We start from the raw sequence: 13,329 nt of genomic DNA, 5'->3' as shown, positions 1-13,329 counted from the left end.
CGATGAACATGATCGGAAGTATTCTTAATCTCAAACAACTCGAAGCCTTGGTTTGGGTTGCCGATCTGGGTAGTTTTCGAAAGGCAGCACATCATTTGAATACCACGCAACCGAATATTTCTTCTCGTATTGCCGGTCTTGAGCAGTCTTTTGGAATCAGTTTGATGTTGCGGGATGCCGGCTCAGTTCGAATGACTGCAAAGGGGGCGGTTTTCCTAAAGCAGGCACGTGAAATTTTGCGTGAATCGGAAAAGTTAGTCGATATCGCATCGCGTCCCGATTTGGTTAACAACCGGTTGCGGCTTGGGGTGACGGAGCTTATCGCAGCGACGTGGTTGCGCCCCTATATGGTGCGTATGAAGGAAGCCTATCCCAATGTCTCGGTTGAGCTTACGGTCGATCTATCGTGGCAATTGGACAAGGAATTGTCCGCTGGATCGCTTGATCTTGCCATTCAGTCGGAACCCTTCGCGGCGCCGGTGAGTGGGAGTATTGAATTGGGAAGTTATGAGTACGTCTGGGTTGCAAATGTCGATGTCGCGCGCCAAATCGGAGCGGGTGATATTTCTCGAAAAGCCTTAATGAAGCACCCGATTTTGACACATACACGCCAAACGCAAGCCTATCTTGAGTTGACGGAAAGATACGGTAAATCCGCGGGCGATGCGATGCGGCTCGCGCCATCAAACAGTATGGCGGCGGCGGTGCACATGGCATTGGACGGTATGGGGATTGCAGTTTTGCCGAGGTCTGTGGTGGCAGCACAGTTAGCGGAGGAAACGCTGGTGGAAATCCACTATTCTTGGCGTCCTAGCCCGTTGAAGTTTGCAGCGCGATTCCATGCCGAGAAAGCCACGCGGTTTGTGCGGCATGCCGCCGAAATAGCGGCAGAATGTGCTGCGAAATTCCAGAGGGGATGACATGGTCGCCAAAAAGCGGCCTAGGATAAATAAAATCTATCACCCGTATAGAATTAAATAATTTGCAACTATCTATTGTTGGGTCATATCCTCCCATAAAATATATGGGGTCATAGTATGCTAAAATCATCAAACCGGCTGGGCGTCGATATTGGCGGTACGTTCACGGATGTCGTTCTTGAGAAGGCTGGGCAACAGTTTTCGGCCAAGGTTTTGACAACCTATACTGCCCCCGAAAACGCGATTATCGACGGGTTGCATCAAGTGTGCAAAAAGGCGGGCATTGCCCCCGCTGATATTGGGCAAATCATTCACGGCACCACTCTGGCCACCAATGCGCTGATTGAACGACGGGGTGCCAAGACTGCGCTGATTACGACACAGGGCTTTCGCGACGTCATCGAAATGCGCACCGAGTCTCGGTTTGAACAATATGATCTGAATCTGTGCCTACCCGAGCCTCTCCTGCCGCGCCAAATGCGCTATACGGTTGAGGAGCGCGTGGACGCCCGTGGCGAGGTGTTGATCCCGCTTGATCGATCCGAAGTTGAAGCCCTTGTCGACCAGATTATTGAGGCAGGGTACGAAAGCGTTGCGGTTGGCTTGATGCATTCGTATTTAAATGACGCTCACGAGAAGATGGTGCGCGATGTGTTGGTTGAGAAGATGCCGCATGTCATGGTGTCGATCTCGTCCGAAGTGTCCCCGCAAATGCGTGAATATGAGCGGTTCAATACCGTTGTGGCGAACGCCTATATTAAGCCGCTCATGAAGTCCTATTTGGGGCGCCTCGAGGGGCGTTTGCGCAGCGAAGGGGTGGATTGCAACATCTTCCTGATGCACTCGGGCGGTGGGATTATTTCCATTGAAAATGCGGCTGACTTCCCTGTGCGATTGGTCGAATCTGGCCCTGCGGGTGGGGCCGTTTTTGCCGCGCATATTGCGGCGGGATACGGTCTGGATAAGGTGTTGTCGTTCGATATGGGCGGCACAACGGCCAAAATCTGTCTCATCAAAAATCAAACGCCCAAGACCTCGCGCGTTTTTGAAGTTGCGCGAACTTATCGGTTCAAAAAGGGATCGGGTATGCCGATTTCGATTCCAGTGATTGATATGGTCGAAATTGGCGCGGGGGGGGGGTCGCTCGCTCATGTGGACAGCATGCGCCAAATCCGCGTGGGGCCTGAAAGCGCTGGATCAGAACCCGGACCTGCTTGCTATGGTCGCGGGGGAGCCAAGCCTGCGGTAACGGATGCCGACCTTGTGTTGGGCAAGCTGGACCCAAACAACTTTGCCGGCGGATCGTTTAAGCTCGACGTCAATGGCTCCGAGGGCGCCTTGATGGAAGTATTGGGTTCTGTGCTCGATATGGATGCCGCCACCGCCGCTTTTGGCCTTGCCGAAGTTGTCGATGAAAACATGGCCAATGCCGCGCGGGTACATGCGGTTGAAAATGGCGAAGACCTGAGCGAATATACGATGATTGCTTTTGGCGGCGCCGCGCCACTTCACGCGGGGCGCCTGTGTGAAAAGCTGGGCGTTGAGCGCCTTTTGGTGCCACCTGGTGCGGGTGTTGGATCTGCCATTGGATTTCTGCGCGCACCCTTTAGTTTTGAAGCGAACCGCTCCGTCTATATGAAATTGTCGAATTTCGATGGAGGGCGGATCAAATCCCTGCTTGAGGAGTTGCAATCTGAAGCTACAGGTTTTGTGCGCAACTGCGATGCCGACGCGACGATCTTGCCCGAGTTCAAAGCCTATATGCGCTATACAGGGCAGGGCTGGGAAATCCCAATCATGTTGACGGCGGAACAAGCAGCCAATCCAGATATGGCCACGTTTGAACGTTTGTTTGAGGAAGATTATACCAAACTGTTTGGCCGCACAGTCGAAGGTTTGGATGTCGAAATCACGGTGTGGTCGGTCAACGCGACGACTCCCCCTGAACAGGTCGCGCGTGTGGCCACGGCCTCGCGTAAAGGGGACGCGCCCATCGTTGGCCGACGGCGCATATTTGATCCCGCACAAGCTGCATTTATCGACAGCGCCGTCGTTATGCGGAGTGATATGGGAGAGGGGCAGGAGGCCCAAGGCCCCGCAGCCATTACCGAGGATGAAACCACCATTATTGTTCCGGCGTCCCGCCGCGCAATTCGCCAGCCTGATGGCTGTATCGACGTTATCGTGAAAGGCTGAACCCATGGCAAAACAACACTCCAACGTCGCCTACCAAGTCATGTGGAACCGCATGATTTCCATCGTGGAAGAGCAGGCGCAAGCATTGGTTCGGACGGCGTTCTCAACTTCGGTGCGAGAAGCGGGCGACCTGTCAGCGGGCGTTTATGACACACATGGACAGATGCTTGCGCAGGCGGTTACCGGCACACCCGGTCACGTAAATGCAATGGCCGACGCCGTTGCACATTTCATCCGCAAAATCGGACGCCAGAACATTTTCGAAGGCGATATCTACCTTACCAACGACCCTTGGCAAGGCACGGGCCACCTGCATGACATCACGATGGTCACGCCCTCCTTTTGCAACGGGCTGTTGGTCGGTTTCTTTGCTTGTACAGCGCACGTCGTTGATATCGGCGGACGCGGGCTCGGCGCAGATGCTGCATCTGTCTATGAGGAAGGTCTCTATATTCCGATCATGAAATTCGCGGCTGCGGGTGAAGTGGACAAAACGCTTGTGTCGATTATTCGCGGCAATGTGCGCGAACCCGATCAGATTATTGGCGACGTCTATGCTTTGGCCGCTTGCAATGAAATTGGCCACCGCCGCCTGATCGACATGATGACGGAATTCGAACTGAGCGACCTTGACGGTATTGCAACCTTTATCCTTGAGAATTCACGTCGCGCAACGATTGAACGGATTTCAGCCCTGCCGCGACAGTCGGCTACGGGCGAAATGACCGTGGACGGGTTTAGCGATCCGATCACTCTCAAGGTCAAACTCACGATTGAAGCGGACCGCATTATTTCTGACTTTGAGGGCACCTCTGGGTTGGACCGCAAAGGCATCAACTGTCCGTTGGTCTATGCCAAGGCCTATGCGTGCTACGCGCTGAAATGTGCGATTGCACCAGAAATTCCGAACAACGCGGCTTCTCTAGCCCCGTTCGAAATCAAAGCGCCGGAGAACTGCATCGTCAACGCGCTACATCCTGCGCCAGTGGCCTTGCGGCATATCGTTGGGCATTTTGTACCAGATACGGTTTACAACGCGTTGGACAAAATTTTGCCCAACGTTGTCCCCGCGGAGGGGGCGGGCTGTTTGTGCAATTTCCAAGTTTCGCTGCGTCCACGCATGGACGCGCCTGCTCCGGCTGGCGCGGTCCGTTCCGAAGTGCTTACCTTCAACTCTGGTGGGTCTGGCGCGCGGCCCGGACATGATGGCCTCAATGCCACAGCTTTTCCGTCGGGCGTGATGACGATGCCTGTAGAGGCTACTGAACACGCGGGGCCGGTGATTATTTGGCGCAAAGAATTGCGTCCGGACTCCGGTGGCGCAGGGAAACAACGGGGCGGCTTGGGGCAATACATGGTCGTGGGCGCGCAGGAAGGCTATGAGTTTGATTTCCAAGCCATGCTGGATCGGGTCGATCATCCGGCGCGCGGCCGCCGCGGTGGCGGCTCGGGGGCTGCGACAACCATTGGCCAAGATGATGGGAGCAAGATGAAAGGCAAAGGCAAGCAGTTTGTACCGCATGGGCGCAAAGTGATGATGGCCTTCCCCGGTGGCGCGGGGTACGGAAACCCCGACGAGCGGTCAAAAGCCCAAGTGATGCGCGACCTCGCCCTTGGGTACATCTCGAATGAAACCGCAACCAAAGATTATAACTTATGCGCTGAAGATATCGCATCTGTCGAAGCCGCAGTGCGTAAAGGCGAAGTCGTCTGAGGCGTAAAGGGGCATTGACCACATGGCAAATACCCAACTGCTTTTAATCGGCCACAGGCCTTTTTGATGTGCAAAGGGCGGTTTTAACGTGCTAGGCAGTAGCGGGAACAGGATTGCGACCCAGAGAATTACGCCATAATGTTTGGCTTCAATAATGTGGGACTACAATGGAACTTACGGGACAAATACTTTCGGGCACTGGGCTACTGAGCCTCTGTGCAATTCTACATGTTGTCCTTGTGTCAAAAAGTGTTGATGCAATCCCGCATTTTTCCAAACGCATTGAGAACTTGAGTTACTCTTGGCGGTTACCAATTTTTGTTGGCGTAACCTTTGTAATGGTGGTCTTTTCCCTCACGCTTCAGGTGTGGATTTGGGCGATCAGCTTTATCTATATCGGTGCCTTTTCCGACTGGCCAACCTCGGTCTATTTTTCCCTCGTGACTTTTACAACCCTTGGCTATGGGGATATCACCTTAGGGCCGGAGCATCGCGTTTTTGCAGCGTTTGCGGCAGTTACGGGCTTGCTCACGTTTGGGATTAGCACCGCTTTCCTTGTAGGTTTGGTTTCACACGTACTTTCGCTTTCACCCGTACTCGACGTTGCAATCCTTAGTAAAAAACAGCCTTGATCGCGTTGCCTGTTGGGTACCCATTGCCATTTCCAACTGGCTCTAGGTGGTGATGCCCACAGGGACGCGCGGCCAAACAAGTTACCTTTTGCCGTAATACAGTCCAACAACGTGCTCGGCTTCTGCGAAAAAGAGCCAGCGCGCCGCAAGCACTCCGGCAACGTGAAAAATCACTGCAAATAGCGCAGCAATGTGACTGTGAGAGAGTGTAAGCAAAACTGCAGGGATGACCGAAAACCATAAAACTGCGATGACCCGTAATCGCTGTGCGTGCTTGCGCCCAACGACATATACCATCTCGTTGAGGAGATAGTTCCCACCCGTATGAGGGGATTCAAAAAGACGAACTTTGCCGAGAAATCCAAGACCTGTGGCTGTTTCCAGCGTTGTACCGCGCTGCGCGAAGCGGGCATCTCCGAGAATCCAAGCGGTGATTTGTACACCTCCTGCGGCGAGAAGCAGGGGGATCGCGAGGCTAATTCTTCCAGCCAGCAAAGCCCCCCCCGACAGGGAAAGCGCCAAAAATAACAGCGTTGTAATTGGATGATTCCACCGGGGAACCGTCGCGAGCTGAGCGTAGATCATGGATGTTGAAAAGACTGTTGTGATCGACAAAAGGGCACCTATTACTCCCAAAGTTGACCAAAGTTGGCCGAGAAATATCGCGCCAATGGCATAAACCCCCATCGTCCCTAGGGCGCTCACCGCCAAGATTCCTTCGCGTGAAAGCCAACTTGTCCGCCATTGGGAAAAGGCCTTTAACGCGTTCTTTGGATTGCCGAGGTGAAATGTCGAGGCCACAAGCCCTCCCACCGCGAGCGCATAGGCGATGAAGTAAAACACGAATGCGATCCAGCCCGTAACCGCAGGCACGCCGAAGCCCAAAAATGTCAGAAGACCAAAACCGAGGCCCGAAAAAGCAGTGAAAAGGATCACTGAGGGGGCAGGATTCATCCGAGTTTCTCCAGTGTTTTATCAAGCCAGCCTAGAAAACCTCTGGGCTCTTGGGCAATCGGCGTAAGGAACGGAGCTAGGATATCGATTTCCGTACCGGTGTCTTTTGGTCGAGGAGGGAGGTATTTGTTGACGGGTTTTGTGCCCATTTCCGGCATGAGGTCGAACCCACCCCGCTCAGTCACAAGTTGGCTTACGGCGCTGGTTTCATCGGCGAAATCCCCGAAATGCCGTGCGCCTGCGGGGCAGGTGCGCACACATGCGGGTTCGCGGTCTTCCTCGGGAAGGTTTTCATTGTAAATTCGATCGACACAGAGCGTGCATTTTTTCATTACACCCGCCGCTTTGTCGAGTTCGCGTGCGCCATAGGGGCAGGCCCACGCGCAAAGGCCACATCCGATACAGGAGTCCTCATTGACCAAAACGATGCCATCCTCCACGCGCTTGTAGCTCGCACCTGTTGGACAAACCGTGACACAGGGTGCATCCTCGCAGTGCAGGCAGGACTTAGGGAAATGTACGGTTTTTGCGGTGCCAACTTCGGGCTGTACCTCGAAAGTGTGCACTCGATTGAGGAACGTTCCTTGGGGATCTGCGCCATAGGCGTCTTGGTCGGACAGAGGCGCGCCGTAGTTTTCGGTGTTCCACCCTTTGCATGATATGACGCAAGCGTGGCACCCGACACAGGTATCAAGGTCTATTACGAGGCCAAGTTTGCGCTCGGTTTTCTGCGGTAATGCGGTCATTTCCCCACCTTCCACGTTAGGTTTTTCGGGCCTTGTCCAACAGGGGACTTTATCGGTGGAAAGGCGGGCTGCGCGTTTTGAGGTGGCGCGTTTTTTTTCAACCGAACTTTCAGGTCAAACCACGCGGCTTGGCCGGTGACGGGGTCAGAATTCGCCCAGCGAAGTCCGTCCCCTTTGGGAGGCAGTAGTTCGTGGATCAAATGGTTGAGCAAAAACCCATTGGTTGCCTCCGGCGCATTTTCATCCAATGCCCAAGTGCCCTTCCGCTTACCAATCGCATTCCATGTCCAAATCGTGTGCTCATTGAGGGCCGCATGGAGCGCCACGGGCACTATAATCTCGCCATGGGGGGAGGTGACACACGCCCAATCTCCCTCAGAAAATCCATGTTTCGCCCATATTTTTGTGGGTAGATACAATGGGTTACGCCCATGAATCTGACGCAACCATGCGTTTTGCGACCCCCAGCTGTGGTACATAGCCATTGGGCGTTGCGTGAGGGCATGGATGGGATATTGATCGTCGTTTTTTGCGGATTCGGTCCACGTGGGAAGGGGTTGCATCGCATTGTGTACTTGTTGCCGCAGATGTTCGGGCGGTTGACGCTCGCCGTGCCCTTCGGCGGCCAATTGGAAGCGGCGCATGGGTTCGGAATAGAGCGAAAACAGATAGGGTTGCGGGCTGTCAAAGATGCCCATCCCAACCGCCCAGTCTTGGTATTCTGTGTTCCATGGTTTGTAGTAGGAGGCGGATTTGGGAATATGCGTGACCGAAAAACCGCCGTTTTCAATATAACGATCAAGTTGCGCTGGATTAACGGCACCACGACCCTGTTGCGTACCGTCGCCACGGAATCCCGACAGCGGGCCAATGCCCGGTTTGCGTTCGTGATTAACGATATAGTCGGCGTAATCGGCGAATTTCTGGCTCCCGTCCTCGTTGACGAAATTTGGCAATCCAAGGCGTGCGCCCAAATCACAGAGGACCGATTGAAATCCGCGCACATCGCGATCAGGTTCGATAACAGGCCACCGAATGGCATCTGCCGCCGCGTCCGCTTCGCTTATGGGACGGTCCAAAAGCGAGATGCAATCGTGGCGCTCAAGGTAGGTTGTATCGGGCAAAATGAGGTCGGCATAGGCGACCATTTCGCTCGAATAAGCATCGGAATAAATGATGTTGGGTATGACGTAATCGCCGTTCTCGTCCGTGTCCGTCAGCATCTTAATGACGCCACTTGTGTTCATCGACGAATTCCACGCCATATTAGCCATGTACAAGAAGAGCGTGTCAATTTTGTAGGGGTCGCCCGCGTGGGCGTTTGAAATGACCATATGCATAAGGCCATGAGAAGACATTGGATTTTCCCACGTGAAGGCTTTATCAATGCGGGCGGCACTCCCGTCGGGGCGCAGCGCGAGATCTTCTGGCCCATGGACAAAACCGAGGTGCGGGCCATCAAGGGGCGCATCTGGTTTCGCGTTGCAATGTGGCTTGGGATGCGCCTCGAAGGGCTTGGGGTAGGGGGGCTTGAAGCGAAAGCCTCCCGGTACTTCAACGCTTCCCAAGATGATTTGCAAGATGTGGAGGGCGCGACACGTCTGGAAGCCATTGGCATGGGCCGAAATACCCCGCATGGCATGAAACGAGACGGGGCGACCGATCATTTCGCTATGTTTTTCACCTCTAAAATCAGTCCATGCAATGGGGAGGGTGATTGCCTCTTCAAAGGCTACATGGGCCAATTCGGCGGCAATCCTGCGGATAGTTTCCGCAGGTATCCCGCAACGTTCCGTTACATTCTCAGGAGCATATTCGTCGACCATATAGGTTTCGGCCAATCGGTGGAATACGGGGTGATGGGTAATGCCAGACTTACGATAGGTGGCGGAAAGATCGGGTTGAACACCTTGCTTATCGAAGGCGGTCGGTTTTTTTGTGGCACGATCAATAACCAACATTTTTCCGTTTCCGTTGCGCATCAGCAAGCCAAACTCAGCGGATTTCGGATCACAATTCAACAACATCGGCGCGTTCGTATATTGCGCGAGATAGTGTAGGTCGATCTTTCCAGCCATCAGCAATTCGCGGATAAGGGACATGATGAACAGGCCATCCGTGCCCGGAGTGATGCCAATCCATTCGTCGGCAATCGCGTTGTATCCAGAACGGATGGGATTGACGCCAATGACCTTCGCACCTCGTTTCTTCAGCTTCCCAAGGCCTATTTTGAGCGGGTTGCTGTCATGATCCTCGGCCACACCAAAAAGCATGAACATTTTGGTATGGTCCCAATCGGGTTGGCCAAACTCCCAAAACGCACCCCCAATAGTATAGATGCCTGCAGTCGCCATATTAACGGAACAAAAACCACCGTGGGCCGCGTAATTTGGGGTGCCATAAGCCTGTGCCCAAAAGGAGGTAAAGCTCTGGGACTGATCGCGGCCTGTAAAAAACGCCAGTTTCTCCGGTGCGTCTTTGCGGATTTTCCCAAGGCGTTTTGTTGCGATTTCTAGGGCTTCGTCCCAACTGATCTCTTCGAATTCGCCAGATCCGCGCGGCCCAACCCGTTTGAGGGGGGCGCGTAGGCGCGATGGGGCGTTAATTTGCATGATCCCAGCCGACCCTTTGGCGCAAAGGACCCCTTTGTTGACGGGGTGGTCGCGGTTGCCCTCAATATAGGCGACTTTTCCGTCTTTCATGTGGACGTTAATCCCGCAGCGGCAAGCGCACATGTAGCAGGTTGTTTTGCGGACTTCGTCTGAGACTTTTGGAGATGTGTCAATTTGGGGTTGATGGGTCATCGAGAATACCTCCATAGCTGAAAATCAATAGAATTGAATTTCACCAAGAAGGGAAGATTATTTCCCAATTGTTTGAGTTAAGCGGGAAAATAGTTCCGAATTGGCAGATGCAAATAGAATAGATGTGCCGCCAGATCTGGTTAAATTTTTAGTTTTGCCTTCGCCGCCTTCAACGCTTGGCGAAATTTTGGCCCTCGATTTTGTGCGAGAACATATTCACACAGGCGCACAACCAGATCGTGCCGCCCACGAGACTGCACACGGCCCAGCAATTCACGTTTGTACCGCATGCTCTCTCGGCGCGCGCGCATTCTCTCATAGAACTTCGGTTCCGTTAGGGTGCCATCGACACAATCCTGAATGATAGGTTTCAACAAGCCGAGAGAAATCCAAAAGCTTGCGATCCGATGCCCCAAGTATCGGCATTTAAATTTCTGCACATTCGGGCCTTGGAAAAGGCTCGCATGCATCGCGTCTAAGGCTTCAGTGGGATCGTAGAATAAATAGACACTTTCGGCGGCTGAAGTCATTTCCGGCGCATAGCCATAGCGTGTGGTGTAATCGCGCCGCCATGCCTTTTTGTAGCGCGTTTCCCAGCTTGCGATTTGGCGGTCGAGTGTGGCCTGCGGGCTTATGGCGATGACCGTGGATTTTGGTGCGGCTGCACTGAAGGCACAGGCGGCATAGGCCCCCATCGAAGCGCCATAAAACACAACCTTATCAAAACCTTCAAAGAAACTTTCGTCGCGCAAACGGTCAAAAAAATCATATACGGATTCGTCGCGATACCACGACCATGTGTGCGCCATCATCCCAAGGAATGACCAGCCACGGTCTTCGACAAAATTGAAACCCCAAGGCATACGGGACTCGGAGTTTTCATAGACGTGATCTAAGTTTTCGAAGGTTACAATGAGGGTCGCGCCACGTCGTACAAAAAGCGCGGTATGCTCGTCTCCGATGTCTTCGTAAAATCCCTCGGCATCCCCCATGGCTTTCATATGTGCGCGCCAATCCTTGCGACTCATGTCGGATTTGTCCACCTGTGCCAGGGCTACCGTGTCTGCTTCCTCGGGCATTGTTTTCGCTTTGGGGGCCATTTTTAAACTTTCTGACAGGCGCTAGTGCACTGTTTCGCCTTTTTCGACGGTAAAAAAGAAGTCTTCGGGGTGATCTTGCATGACGATGTTATCCGGCACAACTTCTGGCCCCGAAAGGAAGACATTGGCCCCGAAGTACGCATGCATTTCTGACATTCTCTGCATGCGCTCCCCAGTCAACTCTTGGTAAAATTTTGCATAGTTGTCGGTCGCGCGCAAAGCATCGATTTTCTCGCGATGCCTTTGCACGGAGAATTCATGCGCGGCGCGGATATTTGGGTCGGCCATAAGCCGATCAAACTCGGCCTTGGCGGCGGGTAAATTTCGATGGATTTGGGTGTTGTGTTCAGCGTTGTTGTTCATACGAAACCAATAGGCAAGCCCTTGGTCGCGGTCCACGTGATTGACCCGCCCGCGATCCCGTTTCACAAGGAAACTCTCGGCGGACCTCACCGCATAATGGTTGAGCGTCACAAGATCATAGCCATAGGTGTCAGGTGTGCTGCGCCACCCGTTGCGGAACATTTTACTGGGGAGGGGCGCGCCTGAGCCATTGACCCACTTGATCTGTTCCCAAAGCTGTGGCCGCAACCCCTTGGGGCGATGTACGCCAAGTTTTTTGAAAATCCCAATGGTGCGGAACAACGTCTTGAAGCCCCATGCTTGATGCGGTTTTCGAATATATTCTGGCGCACAGGAATTGAACTGTTCTGTGATGAAACCGTCCTTGAATTCATGCACGTTGTCGTTGCCAAAAAGCCGCCAAGTCATTGAAATCATGTTCGCATCTTTGACGGCATGAAAAAGATCCGCGAGCTTGCCTTTCCCAGCATGGATTGTAATAAATTCATCGACGTCGATACAGGTCACCCAATCGGCGTTTTTGATTTGCGGCTCGGATTCTGCGGCCTGAAGGGCTGCATGTTGAGGCTTTAGGCCGCTTTCCTTAAAAGGATTATCGCGGTGCTGAAGCTCGCCTTTTTCCTGTAGAACGTCGAGCAAAGTATCGGTGCCATCGTCGCAATCATTGGTGTAAACGAGCAGTTCATCGACGCCAATGGATTTGTGATATGCAACCCATTCCAAAATAAACGGGCCTTCGTTTTTCATCGTGGTGACAATCGCCGAAGAGTTGGTGTGAACTGTTTTCGGGGCTTTTTGTTCGGGGACACGAACTGGCTTGTAGTTGAAATGCACCTCGGCAATTTTCAACAAGGCGTCATCTTCAACCAAGCTGGTTTTGGGGACAATTTCACTGACAGTTTTACAATGATGCCGCAGGGCCATACAGCGGTAAAACTGTGCAGTATCCTGTGGTGCGGCCTCCGCGCCGACAACCCGCGCGAGGCGCCAAATTCGATCAATCCCAATGCGCGACAAGTCAATCGCCCAGCGGCGATTGGCCTTTTGTGCATCAAATTGCCGACAGATATGGTCGCCAAAACTTGGTTTCGTCCCTTTGCGCAATCGCCAAGGATAACAGCGTTGTCCAAGCAACAGGAGCGCCCCTGTTTCACTCTTTTGAACCGCATCAAAAATGGTTCTGTCAGGGATCGGCGCGAGCATGTCATAGCATTCAAGGCTTACCACCGCGTGGGCCTGTGACAGGAAGCGAGTTTTCAAAAGCTCATAAATCAGCATATCCCCAAGAGGCGCACGCCATGGATCGGCCGGTGGGATTTCCATTCGGTCCTTACCGGGAGCGTCGGGGGCATTAAAAGCATGGCCCTCATCAGGCAGGTTTTTCGCGCCAAGGGGCACGGGGCTGTTTACCAAAACAAGGGATTTTAAACCTGCAACAGGATTGTTTTCAAGCTTATTGGCAAAGCTATCATCCGTCTCTGGTTCCGCGCGATCTAGTATAATCACACCTTCTGCGCCATGGACTGTGACGTGATACTCGAGCCAGGCCAAAACCGTGTCGGCGCTCTCCCCATTGCGCTGTGCCATGATGGTATTGAGGCCTGCGAAAAGCTCTGGTTCGGGTTTGTTGGGGGTCACAGGCAAGCGCTGGCCGATAAGGGGAAGCGGCGGGTTCGTGAGGCTTTTGGGGGCCTGGGCAATCGACAATAGGCCGCCACCGATGCTGCGGTTGGATTTAAAGCGATAGTCCTTGAGGGGCGCGATCATTTCAACGGGCGTGCCGGATTGAAAATAGAAACGCAGTTCCTGTCCGTCGACCATGTCAATTGAGACGGCATCCAGCAGTGTGACACTGCCAGCTTGGCAGCCCAAAAGACTGCGTTGATGAAAAACACTCATG

The 13,329-nt window shown here is 53.4% G+C and carries 9 protein-coding genes; 4 read left to right on the top strand and 5 right to left on the bottom strand.

Annotated features, from left to right (window positions below):
• The first annotated feature begins 8 nt into the window (after positions 1–8).
• The 4 genes from AB9F29_RS15705 (at position 9) to AB9F29_RS15690 (ending at position 5,462) form a co-directional block, all read left to right on the top strand.
• A complete protein-coding gene (locus AB9F29_RS15705; RefSeq protein ID WP_369756364.1) occupies positions 9–920 on the top strand; it encodes a LysR family transcriptional regulator in 912 nt (303 codons plus the stop codon).
• Positions 921–1,037: 117 nt separating this feature from the next.
• Entirely contained in the window at positions 1,038–3,116 is a 2,079-nt protein-coding gene (locus tag AB9F29_RS15700) for a hydantoinase/oxoprolinase family protein (RefSeq protein WP_369756363.1), read from the top strand.
• A gap of 4 nt (positions 3,117–3,120) precedes the next feature.
• On the top strand, positions 3,121–4,830 hold the full coding sequence (locus AB9F29_RS15695) for a hydantoinase B/oxoprolinase family protein (RefSeq protein WP_335586014.1): 1,710 nt from the start codon (positions 3,121–3,123) through the stop codon (positions 4,828–4,830).
• A gap of 167 nt (positions 4,831–4,997) precedes the next feature.
• Complete coding sequence (locus AB9F29_RS15690) at positions 4,998–5,462, top strand: potassium channel family protein (protein ID WP_335586015.1); 465 nt, start codon at positions 4,998–5,000, stop codon at positions 5,460–5,462.
• Positions 5,463–5,543: 81 nt separating this feature from the next.
• Here the strand turns inward: AB9F29_RS15690 and AB9F29_RS15685 are convergent, their stop codons facing one another.
• From AB9F29_RS15685 to AB9F29_RS15665, 5 genes are all read right to left on the bottom strand, one after another.
• Positions 5,544–6,416 carry a dimethyl sulfoxide reductase anchor subunit family protein gene (locus AB9F29_RS15685; RefSeq protein ID WP_369756362.1) on the bottom strand — a complete coding sequence of 291 codons (873 nt, stop codon included), beginning with the start codon at positions 6,414–6,416 and terminating at the stop codon, positions 5,544–5,546.
• On the bottom strand, positions 6,413–7,162 hold the full coding sequence (locus tag AB9F29_RS15680) for a 4Fe-4S dicluster domain-containing protein (RefSeq protein ID WP_369756361.1): 750 nt from the start codon (positions 7,160–7,162) through the stop codon (positions 6,413–6,415). Before AB9F29_RS15680 ends, AB9F29_RS15685 begins: the two co-directional genes overlap by 4 nt.
• A complete protein-coding gene (locus AB9F29_RS15675) occupies positions 7,159–9,966 on the bottom strand; it encodes a molybdopterin oxidoreductase family protein (protein ID WP_369756360.1) in 2,808 nt (935 codons plus the stop codon). The genes AB9F29_RS15680 and AB9F29_RS15675 overlap by 4 nt, the downstream gene beginning before the upstream one ends.
• A gap of 140 nt (positions 9,967–10,106) precedes the next feature.
• Positions 10,107–11,045 (bottom strand): phosphoadenosine phosphosulfate reductase, encoded by a 939-nt coding sequence (locus AB9F29_RS15670; RefSeq protein ID WP_369756359.1) that lies wholly within the window; start codon positions 11,043–11,045, stop codon positions 10,107–10,109.
• 42 nt (positions 11,046–11,087) lie between these two features.
• Complete coding sequence (locus tag AB9F29_RS15665; RefSeq protein ID WP_369756358.1) at positions 11,088–13,328, bottom strand: glycosyltransferase family 2 protein; 2,241 nt, start codon at positions 13,326–13,328, stop codon at positions 11,088–11,090.
• Position 13,329: the final 1 nt, after the last annotated feature.

This window comes from Falsihalocynthiibacter sp. S25ZX9, from assembly GCF_041205405.1.
GTDB lineage: Bacteria > Pseudomonadota > Alphaproteobacteria > Rhodobacterales > Rhodobacteraceae > Falsihalocynthiibacter > Falsihalocynthiibacter arcticus.
This window is presented reverse-complemented; position numbering and strand designations above follow the sequence as displayed.

Bases quoted from the DNA above. Each gene is read 5' to 3' on its own strand.
- AB9F29_RS15705 (WP_369756364.1), top strand. From the start codon at position 9: ATGATCGGAAGTATTCTTAATCTCAAACAACTCGAAGCCTTGGTTTGG.
- AB9F29_RS15700 (WP_369756363.1), top strand. From the start codon at position 1,038: ATGCTAAAATCATCAAACCGGCTGGGCGTCGATATTGGCGGTACGTTC.
- AB9F29_RS15695 (WP_335586014.1), top strand. From the start codon at position 3,121: ATGGCAAAACAACACTCCAACGTCGCCTACCAAGTCATGTGGAACCGC.
- AB9F29_RS15690 (WP_335586015.1), top strand. From the start codon at position 4,998: ATGGAACTTACGGGACAAATACTTTCGGGCACTGGGCTACTGAGCCTC.
- AB9F29_RS15685 (WP_369756362.1), bottom strand. From the start codon at position 6,416: ATGAATCCTGCCCCCTCAGTGATCCTTTTCACTGCTTTTTCGGGCCTC.
- AB9F29_RS15680 (WP_369756361.1), bottom strand. From the start codon at position 7,162: ATGACCGCATTACCGCAGAAAACCGAGCGCAAACTTGGCCTCGTAATA.
- AB9F29_RS15675 (WP_369756360.1), bottom strand. From the start codon at position 9,966: ATGACCCATCAACCCCAAATTGACACATCTCCAAAAGTCTCAGACGAA.
- AB9F29_RS15670 (WP_369756359.1), bottom strand. From the start codon at position 11,045: ATGCCCGAGGAAGCAGACACGGTAGCCCTGGCACAGGTGGACAAATCC.
- AB9F29_RS15665 (WP_369756358.1), bottom strand. From the start codon at position 13,328: ATGAGTGTTTTTCATCAACGCAGTCTTTTGGGCTGCCAAGCTGGCAGT.